The 17,632-nt window shown below is 65.7% G+C and carries 19 protein-coding genes and 2 pseudogenes; 8 read left to right on the top strand and 13 right to left on the bottom strand.

What is annotated here, in order from left to right:
- Positions 1-86: 86 nt before the first annotated feature.
- Positions 87-518: a response regulator transcription factor gene (locus tag ACFXN1_RS11770; RefSeq protein WP_379436835.1), complete on the bottom strand. Its 432-nt coding sequence runs from the start codon at positions 516-518 to the stop codon at positions 87-89.
- 306 nt (positions 519-824) lie between these two features.
- Here ACFXN1_RS11770 and ACFXN1_RS11775 point away from each other — a divergent pair.
- Positions 825-1,713: pseudogene (locus ACFXN1_RS11775) on the top strand (oxidoreductase).
- A gap of 509 nt (positions 1,714-2,222) precedes the next feature.
- Here ACFXN1_RS11775 and ACFXN1_RS11780 read toward each other — a convergent pair.
- Together ACFXN1_RS11780 and ACFXN1_RS11785 are read right to left on the bottom strand one after the other, a co-directional pair.
- Positions 2,223-2,753, bottom strand: a pseudogene (locus ACFXN1_RS11780) (LysR family transcriptional regulator); the annotation flags it as partial.
- Positions 2,754-3,391: 638 nt separating this feature from the next.
- Complete coding sequence (locus ACFXN1_RS11785) at positions 3,392-3,967, bottom strand: TetR family transcriptional regulator (RefSeq protein WP_379436786.1); 576 nt, start codon at positions 3,965-3,967, stop codon at positions 3,392-3,394.
- Positions 3,968-4,079: 112 nt separating this feature from the next.
- Here ACFXN1_RS11785 and ACFXN1_RS11790 point away from each other — a divergent pair, with 112 nt between their 5' ends.
- Complete coding sequence (locus ACFXN1_RS11790; protein WP_379436788.1) at positions 4,080-4,955, top strand: SDR family oxidoreductase; 876 nt, start codon at positions 4,080-4,082, stop codon at positions 4,953-4,955.
- 216 nt (positions 4,956-5,171) lie between these two features.
- On the opposite strand, the gene ACFXN1_RS11795 is transcribed toward ACFXN1_RS11790, so the two are convergent.
- The 3 genes from ACFXN1_RS11795 to ACFXN1_RS11805 all read right to left on the bottom strand — a co-directional run bounded on the left by ACFXN1_RS11795 (position 5,172) and on the right by ACFXN1_RS11805 (position 7,675).
- Complete coding sequence (locus tag ACFXN1_RS11795) at positions 5,172-5,654, bottom strand: sulfurtransferase (protein ID WP_379436790.1); 483 nt, start codon at positions 5,652-5,654, stop codon at positions 5,172-5,174.
- Positions 5,655-5,775: 121 nt separating this feature from the next.
- Positions 5,776-6,570 (bottom strand): hypothetical protein, encoded by a 795-nt coding sequence (locus ACFXN1_RS11800; RefSeq protein WP_379436792.1) that lies wholly within the window; start codon positions 6,568-6,570, stop codon positions 5,776-5,778.
- 460 nt (positions 6,571-7,030) lie between these two features.
- Positions 7,031-7,675: a nitroreductase/quinone reductase family protein gene (locus ACFXN1_RS11805; RefSeq protein ID WP_379436793.1), complete on the bottom strand. Its 645-nt coding sequence runs from the start codon at positions 7,673-7,675 to the stop codon at positions 7,031-7,033.
- Between the two features lie 26 nt (positions 7,676-7,701).
- On the opposite strand from ACFXN1_RS11805, the gene ACFXN1_RS11810 reads away from it, so the two are divergent.
- The 4 genes from ACFXN1_RS11810 to ACFXN1_RS11825 all read left to right on the top strand — a co-directional run bounded on the left by ACFXN1_RS11810 (position 7,702) and on the right by ACFXN1_RS11825 (position 10,601).
- The gene (locus ACFXN1_RS11810; protein WP_379436795.1) at positions 7,702-8,277 is read left to right on the top strand and encodes a TetR/AcrR family transcriptional regulator; all 576 of its coding nucleotides are present in this window, start codon (positions 7,702-7,704) and stop codon (positions 8,275-8,277) included.
- Between the two features lie 173 nt (positions 8,278-8,450).
- A complete protein-coding gene (locus ACFXN1_RS11815) occupies positions 8,451-8,606 on the top strand; it encodes a DUF6131 family protein (protein WP_379436796.1) in 156 nt (51 codons plus the stop codon).
- Positions 8,607-8,666: 60 nt separating this feature from the next.
- A complete protein-coding gene (locus ACFXN1_RS11820) occupies positions 8,667-10,103 on the top strand; it encodes a CHAD domain-containing protein (RefSeq protein ID WP_379463556.1) in 1,437 nt (478 codons plus the stop codon).
- Between the two features lie 102 nt (positions 10,104-10,205).
- Positions 10,206-10,601, top strand: a complete 396-nt coding sequence (locus ACFXN1_RS11825; protein WP_379436799.1) for a hypothetical protein — start codon at positions 10,206-10,208, stop codon at positions 10,599-10,601.
- A gap of 52 nt (positions 10,602-10,653) precedes the next feature.
- On the opposite strand, the gene ACFXN1_RS11830 is transcribed toward ACFXN1_RS11825, so the two are convergent.
- The 5 genes from ACFXN1_RS11830 to ACFXN1_RS11850 all read right to left on the bottom strand — a co-directional run bounded on the left by ACFXN1_RS11830 (position 10,654) and on the right by ACFXN1_RS11850 (position 14,430).
- Positions 10,654-10,782 (bottom strand): hypothetical protein, encoded by a 129-nt coding sequence (locus ACFXN1_RS11830; protein WP_379436801.1) that lies wholly within the window; start codon positions 10,780-10,782, stop codon positions 10,654-10,656.
- A gap of 1,063 nt (positions 10,783-11,845) precedes the next feature.
- Positions 11,846-12,280, bottom strand: coding sequence for an STAS domain-containing protein (locus ACFXN1_RS11835; protein ID WP_379436802.1), 435 nt, complete (start codon positions 12,278-12,280; stop codon positions 11,846-11,848).
- A gap of 307 nt (positions 12,281-12,587) precedes the next feature.
- The gene (locus tag ACFXN1_RS11840; RefSeq protein ID WP_379436804.1) at positions 12,588-12,788 is read right to left on the bottom strand and encodes a hypothetical protein; all 201 of its coding nucleotides are present in this window, start codon (positions 12,786-12,788) and stop codon (positions 12,588-12,590) included.
- A 139-nt stretch (positions 12,789-12,927) separates the two neighbouring features.
- Positions 12,928-13,782 (bottom strand): alpha/beta fold hydrolase, encoded by an 855-nt coding sequence (locus ACFXN1_RS11845; protein ID WP_379436805.1) that lies wholly within the window; start codon positions 13,780-13,782, stop codon positions 12,928-12,930.
- 210 nt (positions 13,783-13,992) lie between these two features.
- Positions 13,993-14,430 carry an SPW repeat protein gene (locus tag ACFXN1_RS11850; RefSeq protein ID WP_379396316.1) on the bottom strand — a complete coding sequence of 146 codons (438 nt, stop codon included), beginning with the start codon at positions 14,428-14,430 and terminating at the stop codon, positions 13,993-13,995.
- A 129-nt stretch (positions 14,431-14,559) separates the two neighbouring features.
- Here ACFXN1_RS11850 and ACFXN1_RS11855 point away from each other — a divergent pair, with 129 nt between their 5' ends.
- Positions 14,560-15,018 (top strand): MarR family winged helix-turn-helix transcriptional regulator, encoded by a 459-nt coding sequence (locus ACFXN1_RS11855; RefSeq protein WP_379436807.1) that lies wholly within the window; start codon positions 14,560-14,562, stop codon positions 15,016-15,018.
- 897 nt (positions 15,019-15,915) lie between these two features.
- The gene (locus tag ACFXN1_RS11860; protein WP_379396320.1) at positions 15,916-16,782 is read left to right on the top strand and encodes a lysophospholipid acyltransferase family protein; all 867 of its coding nucleotides are present in this window, start codon (positions 15,916-15,918) and stop codon (positions 16,780-16,782) included.
- A 21-nt stretch (positions 16,783-16,803) separates the two neighbouring features.
- On the opposite strand, the gene ACFXN1_RS11865 is transcribed toward ACFXN1_RS11860, so the two are convergent.
- Positions 16,804-16,947, bottom strand: coding sequence for a CDGSH iron-sulfur domain-containing protein (locus ACFXN1_RS11865; RefSeq protein WP_379436808.1), 144 nt, complete (start codon positions 16,945-16,947; stop codon positions 16,804-16,806).
- Positions 16,948-16,981: 34 nt separating this feature from the next.
- On the bottom strand, positions 16,982-17,632 hold the full coding sequence (locus ACFXN1_RS11870) for a HemK2/MTQ2 family protein methyltransferase (protein ID WP_379396323.1): 651 nt from the start codon (positions 17,630-17,632) through the stop codon (positions 16,982-16,984).

The following is a 17,632-nucleotide window of genomic DNA, read 5'->3' on the forward strand; positions in this document are numbered from 1 at the left end:
CAGGTTCAGCGCTGCGCCGTGGTCGCCACGCCCGACCCGTTCTACACGCAGGTCCCCGTAGCCTTCATCGTCCGAACCTGGACGTTTCAGGCCAACTGCGGTGACGGGAGATGGACGCGGATGCGGTCGAGCAGTTCACGGGTTCTGAGCGGTTTGGGCAGGTAGTCACACGCACCGGCCGTGTAGGCGTCATCGATGGCATCGGGATTGCCATCGAGTGAGATCGCGATGACCGGAATCGGTGAACGATTCCGCAGCTGTCGGCACAGGTGCGCGCCCGGCAGGTCCGGCAGGACCAGCTCGAGCAGCACCAGGTCTGGATGCCATCGTCGAGCGACGGTCAGCGCGCGCTGCGCGTTGCCGGCAGAAATCACCTCATGGCCGGCGTTGGCCAGCACAAGTGTCGCAATCTCTGCAGTCGCAGAGTTGCTCTCGACGACAAGGACCTTGCTGGACTGCGCCGCAGGGATCGGCGGCAGCGTGAGTTCTGTTGCAGAGTGCGGGAATTGGCTAATGATGCCTCCTTCGCAGGCGGGTCCCCGACTGTCGAATCCGCAGCGCGACGGAGCTGAATGGAGGCGATCCTGGGCTCACAGTGTCGGTGCCGCGATCGAACGACTACGACACTATGTCAATCCGCAATCTTTCAGCAACGAATCTGCGAACAGTTTTCATGACGTTCACATGACCGCGGGCATCGGCTATAGCGCCTCCACCGAGCAGGTGAAGCGTCATCACCGGATTCCGGTGATGACTCACCGGCCTGGCTGCGAGTCCTGATTCCGACCACGTCGGCCAGCAGTGAGACAGCGCAGGAGGGATCCATGCCGGACCTTGTAGCCGGGATCGAAGAGGCGGGGACGTTCACACTCGGCCGCCGGGAAGTCCACCGAATCGGATACGGCGCCATGCAATTGGCGGGCGACGGGGTCTTCGGGCCGCCGCGCGACCGGGATGAGGCGCTGGCAGTGCTGCGCACGGCGATCACGAGCGGTGTCGACCACATCGACACCGCGTACTGCTACGGACCCGGCACCGTCAACGAGCTCATTCGGGAAGCACTGCACCCGTACCCCGCGAATCTGGTGATCGTCAGCAAAGTCGCGGCGCGACGCGGCGACGACGGGGCCGTCTTGCCATACGACGACCCCGATCAGCTGCTCATGGGCATCGAGGAGAATCTCGAGACCCTGAACGCCGAGCGTCTGAGCGCGGTGAATCTCCGCGTCATGGACCGGGCAGCGCCCGATTCCCGATTCGATGCGCAACTCACCGCATTGATACGGGCCCGAGAGGCCGGGCTGATCGACGGGATCGGACTGAGCAACATCTCACGCGAGCACCTCCTGCGTGCGCTGGCCCGCACACCGATCGTCTGCGTACAGAATCTGTTCAATATCGTCGAGCGGGGCTCGGCCGACGTGCTGGCCGAAACCGCAAGCCGCGGTATCGCTTTCGTCCCCTTCCGTCCGCTGGGCATGTCCCGCACCGCCCGCCGCCAGATCCTGACGAGCCCACGCCTCACCGAGATCGGGCAACGTCTCGGGGGAACGCCGATCCAGATCGCGCTCGCCTGGTTGCTCGACCTCTCCCCCCAATATCCTGCTCATTCCCGGAACCCGGACCCGCACGCACTTGGCCGAGAACATCCGATCCGGTCGCATCACGCTCGATGAGCAAACGCGCCTCGAACTCACCAGTCACGGCGTATGACGCGCCACGAACTCGCGGCCATCGCGGGACGGGTACACACGCCGCCTCACCCGGACGGACCCGACGGGCCCGAATGAAGTCAACTGTGCCCGGCGGGATCTCGCTCAGCGACCAGGTTGCTTCTCCCAGCGAGCTGAGCCATTCGACGATCAGGGCCGACGACAAGTTCGGTGGTGACTCGAGTCCGGCAGCGGCCAGGCCGCGGGCCCCGGCCGGCTGCAGCCAGGGAATCCGCGCCAACGCAGCGATGCCATTGGGTGGAGTTCCCAGGGCATCGCGAAAGCGGTTGTCGCTGTTGCTATTTCCTGCAGGGACCGCCGCTGATTGGTGCCGGCTGCGGACCGAAAGCCTGCTGGCACGGGGCAGACCGTTGTGTAGGATCAGGGAGATTGCGGTTCGGTTGCCAAATGTTTTCCGATTAACGGGCATATGGGATCCGAGAGGAGCTTTCGCAATGGCAAAGGTCTCTTTATCGTCAGTGGTGCCAGTTACTGGGTGATGAAGGACGGCTCACGATATGCGACCGCGCCGACGGCATCGTCACGGCCGACCGCGTGCAGACGGTCAGCAGCCAGGAGCCGGGCCCGCAGCCCCAATCGCTGCAGGTCTGCAGTCGAGACCCAGCACACCGCGAGGTCCAGACTGCCGGCCGCGACGCGAGCCGCCTGAGCGTGCGAGGGCGCGACCCACGCGTCGACGTGGACCTGAGCGGCGCCCGAAGTCCGCGCCGTCAGGTCGGCGGGTAGCCAATTGACGTATCCGAGGCGGACCGTTTCCGACCCGGCCAAGCGGCGGGCATGGCCTCCCAGTTCGTCGGCTTGGGACAGCAGGGTACGGGTAGCGGGGAGCAGTGCCGCACCTGCTGTGGTGAGGGACACCGATCGCCGGTCGCGCTCGAACAGCACGACACCGAGGTCGCGCTCCAATGCCTTGATCTGCTGGGACAGCGAGGGCCCGGCGATCAGCAGCCGGGCGGCTGCCCGCGCGAAGTTCAGCTCTTCGGCTACCGCTACGAAGTATCTGAGTTGACGCAGTTCCACGCCGATCATGCTAGGTCGGGTAAGAGGCTACGCCTATCACAGAGGAGGAGCTCGGTCGTGGCGTCACCACGATCATCCCGGCAACGATGAGATCCGAAAGAACTTATCGGCGTTGCGGTTTCGGCCGCGCACCCTGTCGAGGATGGAGCGAGACCATGCGAGAGTTCCTGGTCGAGATCACCACCACTATCCCCGGAGGCACCGGTCAGGACGAGGCGGACCGCCGGCGGGCGGCCGAGGCCCGACGAGCGCGAGAACGGCGGCGAGCGGCAACTTGGCGCGACTGTGGCGACCGGTCGGCGAGTTGCGCAGCATCAACCGTCCTGCGAATGGCGCTGTTCGGGCTTGTGGTGAACGATTCACCAGCCCGCCACCGGCGCCCCAGCTCATCCTGACGAGCAGCAGACATCCCATAATCCCGCACCCAAACCTCCACGCCGACAGGATCATCCACGCGGTGACGCAGTGACCCATGGAGCCCAAGCATGCTGGAATAGACGATCACCGCCGTCGAGGATCCGCGGTCCGGCGAGGCGCCCGTGAAGCGATGCGCCTACGGCGGCCTGATCAGGTGATTGGCGAGACCTGCTGACTGAACGTCGCGCGGCTCCCGAGTGTCGAGCCGCCCGCTGAAATGTCTATTGGACCGCCGTCCCGGTGGCGACCGCCTCGAGTTCGGCCAGCGTTTCACGAATGAACTCGGCCAAGCCGCGGTCCGGCGGGGATTCGGCCCAGCTGGTGTAGGCGATCTTGAAGACCGCGATGCCGGCCTCGGCGGTGAGGCCGGCGGTGGGCTCGGGGACGCCGCGCAGGCGTAGCGCCTGGGCGCTGCTTGCCGCGAGCGCGGCGAGCTTGGTCAGTTCCCGTTCCTGGAGTGCGGGGTTCGCCGCGATCACGGATTGGCGCTGTTGGGCGAAGTCCCGGCGTTGCCCGATCAGTTCGGCCACCGCCTCCAGGCCCGCCCCCATCGCCGCGATCGGCGGCGCTGAATCATCCGCCTCGGCAATGGCGTTGGTGATGATGTCGTGCAGGATCTGCTGGTTGCCGAACAGCACCTCACGCTTGTCGGCGAAGTGCCGGAAGAATGTGCGCTCGGTGAGCCCGGCTCGCTCGGCGATGTCGGCGACGGTGGTCTGATCGAAGCCGCGCTCCAGATACAACTCCATCGCCGCCCGGCCGAGACGGCCCGGCGCGTTCGGTTCCCAACGACCCATTCCGCGATTGTAAGACAGTGACGTCAGCAACTGACGTAGAAGTGATGACAGATGCTGACATGAGGACTATTCTGATGACAGATGCTGACATCACAAGTCGAGAGGTCTTCTCATGCGTCTATTCGTCACCGGAGCTTCCGGTTTCATCGGTTCCCGCGTCGTTCCCGAACTCATCGACGCAGGTCACGAGGTTGTCGGCCTGGCCAGGTCGGACGCCTCGGCCGCGGCCCTGACCGCAGCGGGCGCGCAGGTGCGCCGCGGCGATCTCCTCGATCCGGACACCCTGCGTGCGGCCGCCGATGAGGCCGATGGGGTGGTTCACCTGGCTTTCCTCCACGACTTCTCCCAGTTCGAGGAGAATCAGCGCATCGATCGCCGGGTAGTCGACCTGTTCGGCGACGTTCTCGCGGGTTCCGATCGGCCGCTGGTGATCGCCTCCGGGCTGGTCTCGTTCGACACCGGTCAGCCCGGTGTGGCCGATGAACCGATGATCCGCCGCGCCACTGCCGCCGCGACGGTCCGGCACGCCGAACGCGGCATTCGGTCGGTGGTGCTGGGTCTGCCACCGACGGTGCACGGTGCAGGCGACCGCGGATTCATCCGCCGAATCGTCGAGATCGCGAGGGAGAAGGGCGTGTCCGGCTATGTCGGGGACGGCGCGCACGCCTGGTCGGCCGTGCACCGGGATGACGCCGCGCGGCTGTTTCGACTGGCGGTGGACAAGGCGGAAGCCGGAACGGTGTTGCACGCGGTCGCCGATCCTGGCGTGGCGACCCGCGATATCGCCGAGGCCGTCGGCCGCCAGCTCGGTGTGCCGACCACCTCGATCGACCCCGCCGACGCGGTCAGCCACTTCGGTTGGCTGGGCATGATGTGGAGCATGCCGATGACCGGCGACGGCGGACCCGCCGCAGACACGCTGGGCTGGATTCCAAACGGCCCTACGCTGCTCGCGGACCTGGCCGAGCGCCACTACTTCCAGGACTGAGCCGGGCCGCACTGGCGCGGTGCGGTCACCCGCTATTCCGGTGATCGGATAGCGGGTGGCGGTACCGGCTTGCGAGTCGGGCGTGGTTGCCCTGTCATCGAGGAACTCCGTCGAAACAGATTGGGGCGCGCTGGATGTGCACGCGGGCGAACAATCCAGCCGTCCTTCGAGATTCATTCAGAATTTGTGAAGGATTCGGCGGCACGGCAGCCGAATTCACGACCGCGAATCGTCCTCGCCGCGAGCGGTCGACGAACCGGTGGCAACGGGAAGCGCCGGATTGGCACTCCATTGGGACCACGAGCCCGGAAACAGGGCGGCGCCGATCCCGAGAACGGCCAGTGCCGCGATATCGACCGCCGCGGTCACCCCGGACCCGCAGTACACCCCGACCACCGATGCGTCAGCCGCTCCGACCGCACCAAAGCGTTGCTCGAGTTCCGCTGCGGGACGGAAGAATCCGGCGTCATCGAGCAATGATCCGCTGGGCAGGGTGCGTGCGCCGGGGATGTGTCCGGCTACGGGATCGACCGGTTCGGCGGCACCGGGCCGATCATGCGCTCGGGCAAATCCGTCGGGACGATCGAGCTGCCAGCGCACGTCGAGAATGGTGATCGACTCGCCGGCCTCGACCCGTTCCGCCAGCTGTTCGGCGGTGATCAGGATGTCGGCACGAAGCACATCGGTGCGAATGGTCATGGCATGACTCCTCTCGCGTTCCAGCGAAGCAGACACGGCCACAGCGGTGAATCCTTGCGCTCAGCGGAATCGGAATCGCATCGTCCCGTGCCGCGCGGTTGAGCAGTGCGCCACCGTCAGGTCAGGACCGCGGAGGTCTCGCCGGACGCCGCGCCCGCCATCGAGAATTGATGTAGCGCTTCGACTCGTGCGAGTCCGGGGTACCGGTAGCAGGGGCCGGTGGAATCAGGCTCGCGACGCCGCTGGCGTCGTCGGTCTGGATCATTCCGGCCCGCAAGGCCAGTTCGAGCATCAGCCTGTCGTCGGTCTCGAGCCGAAGGCCCCATCGCAGCGCCGTAGCGAGGATCAGCAAGTCGTTGAAGGAGTTTCGGCGATGCTGCTTGAGGTTGATCCTGGCGCGCAGGACCTGCTGCAGCAGATCGACCGCAATGGTGATCTCACCCATCGTCAACGGCAGTGGCGCCACCTCGACGTCGCTGAGGAACCGAGCCCGAACCCCTACGATCCGCCCGACGTTGCGGTCGATCGCGACCGAAGCCATGCCTTCGATCAGTCCGAACGCCCGCGCATTCTGCACATTCGCCACCGCCTGATGCGACTTTCCCAGGTAGGCGGCGAAACCATGACCTGCGAGACTGGCCGGAAAGTTGATCAGCAACTTGTCGGTGCGGGCCATCCCCGCCTGACCCTTGAGTATTCGGCCCCGGTACAGCTCGACGAGGTGATTGATATCGGGCAGACCCCACAGATGGTCCCTCGCGAGGCTCGGCAGCAGATATCGATACCCCCAGCCCTGCGGCGCCTGCATGCTGTAGAGCTCCTGAAGGGTCGTGGTGCTCGCATAGTAAGCACCCGGCTCGGGCGCCTCACACGATCCGTTGTGCCACAGGGACAAGAAGTTCGTATCCAGCAGCACTCCGTCAACCACGTGAGGTCTTCTCTCGCCGAAACCAGGCTCGAACACGGTGGTACCGCGACCCGCCTCGATAGAACCTGGACTACTTGATACGTCCGAACCATTCGTACCGCAAGGCTATTCGGTCTGACCGATCCTAAATCTGGACGTGGACGCGGGTACCTGGTATCGCACGCTTCGAGGCGAGTCCGCTGTCAACTGCCGCCACCGGCAACGCTTCTCGCTCGGTCACGACGCTCACCACCGTCCGCGTGCCATCGGGGTGGTCTTGCCCGCTGACGGCAAGCCTGTCAGCTCCAGTACGTAGGAAATGCTTTGGGCACAACCACACTCGGACCCGCGGCAGCGAGCACACGAGGCTGCCAGCGCTCCACTATGGCAACGGAAAACTGTTGGGGTGCTCTCGATATGACTACCTCACGAACCCCATAAGCGAGCAATTACCTCGGGCTGCAGCACTTCAGGTCAGCGCGCGGCCGCGCCTCCGAACCGAGCCCGGAGGCTCGTCCAAGTCGATCCGGATGACGAGCAGGTCGGCGCCCAGCGCGCGGACCATGATCGCGTTGAGAATCCGCAGTGGCCGCCAACGAGCCAGTCGCCGTTGCCTTTCCAGCGGATCTTCGTCCGGAAGGACGCTCGCCTGGCCGGTGCGCCAGACGAAGCGCCAGCCCTGCCGGAGTTTCACCCGGACGGTGGGTTCGGCCATGAGATTGCGGACGTATCCGGCCCGGTACCCGTGTTCGGCGATGATCCAGAAGACGTCGCCGGCCGATCCGTTGCCCACCGGTGTTCGGTATCGCCGTCCGGCTCGCCGCCCCACCGTCTCCACGAGCGCATAGCCGAAGGGCACGAAGCCGATCCGGAACAACAGGCGCACAACGGGATTGAGCAGATAGCGCTGGAAGGCCGCCGCCACGGCACGCTTCCCGCTCGGCCACGCGATGGTGAGCGGAATGTTGGCGAACAGAAGCGCCGACTCCACGGAGGGAACCAGCGGGGACGAGGAGGCCGTGGGGTCGACCTTCCACGTGATCCATACCAGGGCGGTCAGGGCCGCCGAACCGGTGATCACGGTGCGCGAGCGGGCTTTTCGAAGTATTTCCATACACTCGTATTGTTCCATACGAGTGTATGGTTGTCGATGTGCGCAAATACGGATCGACCAGCTCCGAGCAGCTCGCCGACGCGGTGTTCGCCATCGCGGGATCGAGGGGACTCGACGCCGCGAGCATCCGTGAGATCGCCGCCGCGGCCGAGGTTTCCATCGGCGCCGTTCAGCACCACTTCACCACCAAGGACGAGCTCTACGCCTTCGCCTTCGAACAGCTCACCGCCCGGGTGCGCGCCCGCATGAGCGCCATCGACCCACAGGCCCCCCTCACCGACCGATTGATCACCGCACTGTCCCAACTGCTTCCACTCGACGACGAACGCGAGCACGAGGCCCGGGTGATGGTCTCCTTCGCGGCGCGCGCGGCCACCAACGAAACCCTCGCCGACATCCAACACCGCACACTGGCCGAGATTCGCCGGGAACTCGAGACCCAACTGGCCGCCTCTGACATCCCCGCCCCCTCGACGCGATCCGCGATACTGCTCGCCACGGTCGACGGACTCGCACTCGATGCGGTCAGCAGCCGCGGGCTCTACCCGCGCAGCGAACTAGCCGCCGCGCTGTCGCTACACGTACGGTCGCTCATCTCATAGACGGACGCCCAGATCGAACGCCACTCGTAGCGACATTGCAAAAGGCTGGGGACATTGGACGATTCGGTGCGCTGATTGAACCGCCGATGTGAGGGTATGCGCGTCATGACCGATATCAGCACCGGAGGGCTTCTCGGGCCCTTCGAGCACAGCAGCGAAACCAGGTGGTGGCCATGATCATTCTCGGAATCATCCTTCTCCTCGTTGGGTTCATATTCGGCATCCCGATCCTCTGGACCATTGGGATCGTGGTGCTCGTCATCGGGCTCGTGTTACTGCTGTTCGGGTCGATGGGCCGCGCTGCCGGCGGCCGTCGCCATTACTATTGACCCCTGTATCGCTCGCTTTTGCCCTGTTTGACGTGTGGTTTGCAGGGAATGCGCTATCGCATGAAGGACGTACTCGAACGTGAGAGCAAATGGGCGGTCGACCGGGACTTCACTCTTCCAAGGCTCGACGACCTTGTCGCGAATAGCCGCATCGAGGAGATCCTGGTCCAGCTGACCAGTACCTATTTCGACACCGCCGAGCGAGACCTGCTCGCCCACGACCTGACGTTGCGTCGCCGTGAAGGAGACGACGAATCCGGCTGGCAGCTGAAGATCCCCCAATCTTCCGGTCGCGTCGAAGTAACCACCCAACTGTCGGACGAGCTGCCGCACGAACTCGCCGAGGTCGTCAACGGCGCAGCACTGGGTAGGCCTTTGAACGAGGTCGCCAGGGTTCATACCTTGCGCCGCCGTCACCGCATCCTCGGTTCGGACGGCGAACTGATCGTCGAAATCGATGACGACACTGTGGACTCGACCGCAGCCGACCGGCCTGCCGAACTGGTTGCCTGGCGTGAGATCGAGGTCGAACTCGGCCCTCACACCGACCAAGTCCCGGCGGTATTGCGCGACCGGCTCGCCGAGGCAGGCGCCCGCGAGTCGAGCTACCGCTCCAAGCTGTCTCATGTACTCCCGGAGCGATCCGGACCCACCGTCACCGGTTCGCGGGCGGAAAAAGCCATACACGAATATATGACCACACAGATCGACCTGATCTTCGTCGGTGACGTCGGGCTACGCCGAGGCGAGGACCCAATTCACGACACCCGTGTCGCGACGCGGCGACTGCGCAGCACGCTACGCGTGTTCGGCAAGCTGCTGGACCGCCGTGCCATCGGCGAGATCGACAACGAGTTGAAATGGTACGCAGCGCTGCTCGGCGACATACGCGATTGCCACGTCCGACGCCGACGCCTCGCCGATGAACTCAACGCCCTACCGCCCGAACTCATCTCGGGTCCTGTCGCTGCGCGGATCGACGCGACGCTGCAGGCTCGGCAGTTGCCGAGCCGCAATGCTCTCGCCGAGGCAATGAACTCGCCCCGCTACCTGCGACTGCTCGCGACCCTGCAGACATGGAAATCACAGCCGCCGTTCGGGCGACGGATCCGGCGGCGCCAACTCGTGAAGCGGGCCCGCCGGGCCGCGGGCAAAGCCGACCGCCGGTTAGTGACCGCATTGCACAACCATCGACACGAATCGCTGCACCGCGCGCATAAAGCCGCCAAACGCGCACGCTATGCCGCCGAATTGCACAAACCCGTTCGAAAGCCCACGCGGGCAAAGTCGAATATCAAGCACTACAAGAAGATTCAGCGCCTACTCGGCGACTACAACGACAGCGTCGTCTCGACCGAATTCCTGTGGCGAACCGCCACAGCAGCGGGCACGGCAGGCGGCGAGAACGGCTTCACCTACGGCCTGCTCTACGCGAACGAGATGCAAGCCGCTGAGCACGCGGTCCAGAGTGTCGCGGCAGTTACCACAGGCGAATAGATACAGGTCCCGGGGAAAGCGAGCTCTGATCGCTTATTTTCCCAGCTCGGGGGTAGTCGAGTGGCATAAGGATTACCGGGGGAGAGTGCGAGGAGTCGAAAGATGAGCACCACCATTGTGATCGTGATCATCGTCGTCGCGGTTGTGGTCATTGTGCTTGTGGCCTGGGTGTTGATGCGCCAACGGCGCGAACACCAGCGGGTCGAAGCCAAGGGCATCCGAGACCGCGCGGCGAAACAGGAACTCGAGGTCGGTCAGCGGGAGGCGCGGGCGGAGGAGATCGCTGCCCGCAGTCGCGCGGCGCAGGCCGAAGCTGAGGCCAAGGCGGCACAGGCCGAGCAGCTTGCCCAGCAGGCCGACGTGCATCGCAGCGAGGCAGCGGATTCGCGAACCGAACTGGACAAGGAGTGGGAGCGCGCGGATAAGGTCGATCCGGACTCGAAGTCGGGTGATAAGCAGCGGAACGCTGATCCAGAACAGCCGTCCCACAGCCCCTGACATTGATTCTGCGTTTTCCGGTCGCGCGCCGCTGCCCCAGATCGCTGCTCAGTCACGCGCGCAAACTCGGCAGTCCGGTGGCCAGCTCGATCACCCGGTCGACCTTCGTCGTGGGCGGAATCGCCAGCGCCAGAATATGATCCACTGTGTGGTGACCGGTCACCGGCTTGTTCGCGGACATGGTTCAGGACAAGCCGCGACCGCGTCGTCGGCGCGAGACGCCGGGACCGCAGATATTGCTGCGCCGCAACGCCCGCGCAGTCCACGGAGGACGAGGAGTTCGGGAGGGAGCGCGGCCCATGGTGTTTCGGCCGCGACGTTTCTACGTTCTGTTACCCACGACCGGGCCGAGTTCGGCCACTGCGAAGGTTGAACTCTCGAAGACGCGACAGTCGACCTCTTCGAAGATTCGAACTCCGGTGGGCGGGTAGTGCTGAAACGTGAGTTGCACTGCAAATCGCAGCGGCAGTGCGAACGAGGAGGTACGTCATGGCGGCCCAGCCGGAATCATCGACGTTCATCGGGCCGACACAATTGCCTCGATCCGGGCACAGGAAAGCGCCCCACCCCAGAGGTGGCGTCATCAGCACCGGCACCGTCGACAGACTCGGCGAACAGGCTGCGGCGGTGAATGAGCAATCTGGCGAAAAGGCCGCCAGCAGATGGGAATTCAGCGAACCGGCTGCAGTGTGGCCGGACCCGAGTCCGCTCGACGAGTGGTGGAAGACCGTGATGTTGGGCTGCGATCGTGCGAGGGCTGCGGTGCCACAATCTGCCAGCGGAACCAGTGCGGCGAAATCACCGCATCGAGGAGGCCGTGGTCGGTGATCTTGCACAACCCATGAGCACCATGAACTCTCGCCTCCGCGCTTGCGGCTGACGTTTCACCACCGGCTGGTGCGGATCGCGGAGGCGGGATGCGTTCGTGGACGGTGAGCAGGATCCGGTCGAACGCGGCGACGGTCGCCGGCGGCGCGGGCGGAATCTGGTTCAGCTCGGTGAGCAGGCGCGCGGCGATGCCGCGGAGTCTGCGGTTGGTCTCCTGGGAACGCCAGACCAGCACTTGGAACTGGCATCGACGCGCTCGTCGGTGAGGTGGATGGTGCCGGCCGAGGGAGGCGATCCCGTTTCGCGTAGCCCTGTGTGTGGCTGTGCCCGAGCCCGGAGCGGGGGTCGAGCCCGGAGCGGGGGTCGAGCCCGGAGCGGGGGTCGGGCACAGCCACTTACCGTCTTGGGCGATCCGATCAGGGCAGCGTGCGCGCACGTGTCAAGGCTCGTGGCCCCGGTGTGCAGGCGGCGGCGATCGTGTGGGTGATTGCCAGGTCGGTGGCCTGGCCGCAGACCTCGAACAGCCGGTCCACGCAGCGCGGTCCGGTGACCACTCGCAGGCGTATGTGGTGGCGGTGAGCAGCGTCGTCGGCATCGAGGACGGCCAGCAGCCCGGAGATGCTGAGGAAGGTGATCCGTGACAGGTCCACCACCACGAGGCGGCCGCTGGTATCGATGGCCTCGGTGAGATGTTCGCGGAATGTTCCGACGGTGCAGTAGTCGATCTCGCCGGTGGCGGTCAGGACCGTCGTCGACAGCGACGGCCTGCTGTGGGTGATGCCCAGCTGTGTGGGCGGGCCGCAACGCTGGGCTGGTGTGGATCCGGCTGCGACCATGAAGGAACTCGACATCAGGATCAGATCCCTTGTCCAGATATGTGTGACAACCCGGGAGAATGGGGTTCTGCCACACTGTTTGTCGCCTATACCGCGACCGTGGCACAGACTGGGCTGGTGGGTGTCAACCGTGTACACAGAATACCCGCTACGCCAGCGAGACAAACCCGTTACCTTCCACACGGGCACGTATCTCATTGCGATCCGCGGTGATCTTCCGTCTGGCTCAGGGGCGGGATCGGCGGGTCCGTCGGGTAGGCAGCCCGGGCGCCGGTGGACGACACCGTCGCAAGCACTCACTGCCGGATTGTTGTTCAGGTAGTCACCGCCGGCCGTGACTGTGGTGTCCGCCTTTCGCTTTCGCTTCGGGCGGCTGAGCCCGGGCGCCCTTGCGGCCGGCTGTGTGCGGGTCGGCCGCGTTGGGCTCACCGAAGCTGCCGCTGCTGGCCTTGCCGCCCTTGCGCGCCTGCTCCCGGGTGTCGGGCCGGTTGCCGAATTGACCCGGATTGTTCGAATCGGGCATGAGGAAACTCCCCTTCGGGGTCGGCGTGCAGGATGCAGGCGATCCTGCGCCGCCCACAAGGTCGGCGTACCCCCGCCGTCGGTCGGTAATCACCGGCGCGTTGCCACACGGATGGATATCCGTGGCGTGCTGAGCATGTTCACGCGGCGCGCTGATGCAGGCCGGCGTGGACGTGCTCGGCGATCAGGGCGGCGATGCGGTCGGGCGCCTCCAGCATGGGTACGTGTCCGGCACCGTGCACCAGGATGCGGTCGGCCGAGTCGGGCAGCTCGCGCAGGAAACGCTGAGTGTAGGCGAGGTTGGGTGTCACCCGGTCGTGTTCGCAGATCAGCAGGCGTACCGGGGTTTTCAGCGTCGACAGGTGGTCGGGTCCGGGCATGCGCAGGCCGCCGATCAGCAGCGGCAGCATGGCCGGGCAGTGCAGTGCCGCCGTGATCGCCGTGGTCACCGCGCGGGCCGGCACTGCCGAGGGGTCGCCGCTGAGCGCCGCCAGTGCGAACCGGCGGGCGGGATAGCTGAATCGCAGCGCCGGACCGAGTCGTTTGCCCAGCTGCACGATCGGCACCAGCGCCAGGAACTTCAGCCCGATCCGCAGTTGCAGCAGCGAGGGGCAGCCCCAACCGCCGGCCGGCGCGATCGCGGTGAGGGTGCGAGCACGGCCCCGGCGGGCCAGTTCGAAACCGACCCAGGCGCCGAGTGAATTGCCGGCGATATGGCAGGTGCGCCAACCTAATTCGTCGAGCTGGTTTTCGACCTCGTCGGCCAGCGCTGCGACATTCAGGTATCGGCCCCGCAGCTCGGGTCCACCCCAATGGCCGATCAAAGCCGGGGCGAACACCTCACACGTGTGCGACAGTCGCGCCGCGACCGGCTCCCAGCAGCGCGGGGACATCATGAACCCGTGCAGCAGTAGAAGGGGCTCACCGGACCCGGTGTGCAGGGCTTTCAGCGACGGTAGGGTCGCGAGCCGACTGGTGGCCGACATCATTGTCATCGCCTCTTTCTGGACTTCGTTGTCCGCGAAGAGACCCCACCGCCCTGCCCGCGACGCATCGATCAGAGCGATGCCGGTGACCGCCCAGTTTCAACCGGCCGGTATCCAGATTGGCCTCGCCGCAGGGGACGACTGCCTCATCCGCGTGAGTGTGAGGTGCGAGCCGAACCTGGTGACAGTCCGGCTCGCACTATGGAAAGCGGTTCGCGCTCAACGGGTCTGGCGCATGCCGAGCGCCATCGAGCCGAGCCCGAGCACCAGGGCGACCACACCGGCCACCACGTTGCTCCAGATCGTCGAAGTACGGGCGACATCGCCGCTGACGACCCAGGGCGTGATGATCATCCATAGGCCGATCAGCGGAGCGGTCCAGCCGATGCCGTGGATCCGCCCGTACATCGAGGCGAACCCAAGCGCCAGCACCGCCAAGCCGATCCCGACAACCAGGTTGTTCACGGTCAAGGTCGGGAACCGGGTAAATCCGACAACCCACGCGGAGATCGCGATGTAGAGCCCGGTCAGGAACATCAGGCCGGTGACCGCTTGGGCGGCCGGTTCCATCGCGGCGAGTTCGTACTTCTCATGCTTGGCCCGCAACTCCACGATGTCGGGATGCAGGCTCATGCTGCCCATGGCCTCAGTAGCCATGTCTTCCACCACCCTTCGGACACCTAATGAAGACACTTCGAACCGGACAGCTGAGATCGGCCACGACGGGACGCGAAACCGATCCGCATCACCGCCGGTCTATATGTCACTCTGTGATATTATCACGTCATGACATATGAGTCGATGTCGCCGCCCGAACCTCTCACCGACCAGGAGTACTCGAGACTGCTGGCTTTCCGTGCCGGACTGCGCCGGTTCCTGCACTGGAGTGAGCGGCGGGCCGCCGACGTCGGACTCACCGGCGCTCAACACCAACTGCTGCTGGCGATCCGGGGTCATCTCGACCCGAGCGGGCCCAGCGTCGGCGAAATCGCAGAATATTTGAGCGCCCGCCACCACAGCGTGGTGCAACTGATCGATCGCACCGAGCAACTCGGGCTCGTCGCCCGCAACCGGGAGGAAGGCAAGGACCGCCGAGTCGTCCGCCTCACCCTGACCGAGGCCGGCCGGCAAACCCTCGCCCTGCTCAGCGCCACACACCTGGAAGAACTTCGGCGACTGACCCCCCTCGTCGACACACTGACCGACCTGGCTCACGGGATCCCTTCGGCCGAAGGGTCACAGTAGGCGAAGGCCTCGAGCGTGCTGGTCCGACACCGGCGCCACCGAATACCAGATCGCGGACTGGATGCGCGAGAACCGACGCCCGGACCTGGGCCACATCGACCACCGCCGCATCATTGCCGCCCTGTCCATACCCGACGACCAGACCATCGCCGACGCCCTGGTGGACGCGCTCAGAGCCCGGCGGACAAAGGTGAACAACCCTGTCCCCCACCATATTCGGCTGCCCTCGCCAGGCGGCCTTCAACTCGAGTCGCCCGGTCTAAATCGACGATGCCGCAGGAGCGGGCGTCGGTCTGCGATATCCCGAGCCACACCACGAGCGCGACCTGCTGGAGCACGGGCGCTGGCCGGTGCAGGTGCGGGTAGGTGTGGATTCCGAAATTCCTTGGCCCACAGGGCTTTCCGCTCACCTGGCGCCGGTGGGACGAACCCCCGGAGTCGACCCGGTCGAGAGGGTCGAAGCAGTCACCCACGCCGGTGGGCGCGGCTGGACCGAGATACCATCGAACCGGTCGTCCCGTTTTGTGCTCCACACTCCACGATTGCAGTTCCCAGAACGAATCGAACGGTGGTTCACCTCATGCGTATCGGGAAACTCGCCGCGCTGGTCGGACGCTCGCAGCCACTGTTCGGCACCGTTGGCCGCTCGTTCATAGGGCCGCGAGAAGCCACCGCCGAGCAGATCAGCTCTGTCCACCCGATACCGGCCAACCTCGGATTCCAGCCGCGCCCGGCCACGGTGCGGGGACTCGACGACTTCGTAGGGGACGCAGCGCCACCAACGTCATCGATCCTCGATGGATCGACGCGGCATGGACGAAATTTCTCGCCGGAATCAGGAATATGCGATGTGGCCGCAGCGGGTCGGCCTGATGAGGTCGACTTCGAGGCACGACCGTGACCCTCGGCGATCTGGTGCGAGGCAATCTCACCGCGGGCGTCCGCGGCACGGTCGATTTCGCGCGTCGCCGCCTCACCGGGGACTACCGGCTCGACGAGTTCGGCCTCGACGAGCACCTGCTGGAGTCGCTGATCCTGCCGGCCCTGCGGCCGCTGTCGCAGCTGTGGTTCCGGGTGCAGGTCAGCGGCATCGAGAATCTCCCCGAGTTCGACGGCGCGCTGATCGTGGCCAACCACGCCGGGGTGCTGCCGCTGGACGCGCTGATGCTGCAGGTGGCCGTGCACGATCGCCATCCCAAGCAGCGGGCGCTTCGCCTGCTGGCCGCCGACCTCGTCTTCGAGCTGCCGATCCTGGGCGAGCTGGCCCGCAAGGCCGGGCACACGCTGGCCTGCCCCACCGACGCCGAGCGGTTGTTGCGCACCGGCGAGCTGGCGGGCGTGTTCCCCGAGGGCTTCAAGGGCGTCGGCAAGCCCTACAGCGAGCGGTACAAGCTGCAGCGGTTCGGGCGCGGCGGCTTCGCCTCGGTGGCCCTCAAGACCGGTGTGCCGCTCATCCCGTGCTCGATCGTCGGCTCGGAGGAGATCTATCCGAAACTGGCCGACCTCACGCCGCTGGCCCGGCTGTTCGGGCTGCCGTACTTCCCGGTCACGCCACTGTTCCCACACCTGGGTGTGCTGGGCGCTATCCCGCTGCCGTCGAAGTGGCACATCGAGTTCGGTGAGCCCATCTCCACCGGCGCGTACGGCCCCGAGGCCGCTGACGATCCGATGACCATGTTCGAGGTCACCGATCAGGTCCGCGAAACGATCCAGCAGACGCTGTACAAGCGGCTGATCGAGCGTCGCAACCCGTTCACGGGCTAGCGGTAGTCCCCGGTGACGTGGTCAGTGGCGGCGTCTGCGATGGCTCGTGTCGCACAGCGGGTAGATCGCCGAGCGGCGGCACAGGCACAGTGCCACCACGCATCGGTGGCAGACGATCGTTCGGCCCTGCTCGGTCACCAGTTGCACCGGTCCCTCGATCAGCATGGGCCCGTCGGCGGTGTAAGTGATTGTGCGTCGGCTATTTTCGGGTTCGATCGGCACGGATGACCACCAGTTCCTCGTGACTCTGGCCGGGGCCCAACAGTCCGCGATCGACCAGCCATCGGGCGCGCCGGCGAAGCACGGGGCCGAACGGGACACTCGCCCTGGCCACTGTCGCGGCCTTCAACCCCACCTCACGCAGGCCGATGAGGGTGTCGTCGACGCCGCACAATGCAGAATGAACCATCAGCAATGTTCCAGTCGTGGAAAGCAATTCGGGTGCGAGCCGGCACAGGGAGTCGACGGCCGCCCGGCCGTCTGCCCCGGCGTCCCAGCATCGCGCCGCACCCCGCGGCGGACCGCTGTCCGCGCATGGCACATACGGCGGATTGGATATCACCACCTCAAAGCGCCGGCCGCGCAACACCGAACGGAAGTCGCCGTGGATCAACTCGACCTCGAGCCCCCGCAGCCGGCTGTTCATCCACGCACAGGCCAACGCGGCCCGCGAGATGTCCACGGCAGTGACCGACCCGGCCTGGAGCCGCGCCGCTTCGATCGCCAGTACCCCGGTTCCGGTACCGACATCGAGAACACGACCGTGCGGTGGAATGCCCGCATCGGTCATCGCGGCGATGAGCAGGTGTGTGTCGGCCTGTGGCCGATACACACCAGCGGTGCGAATCAC

It is taken from the genome of Nocardia sp. NPDC059154 (assembly GCF_042755705.1).
GTDB lineage: Bacteria > Actinomycetota > Actinomycetes > Mycobacteriales > Mycobacteriaceae > Nocardia.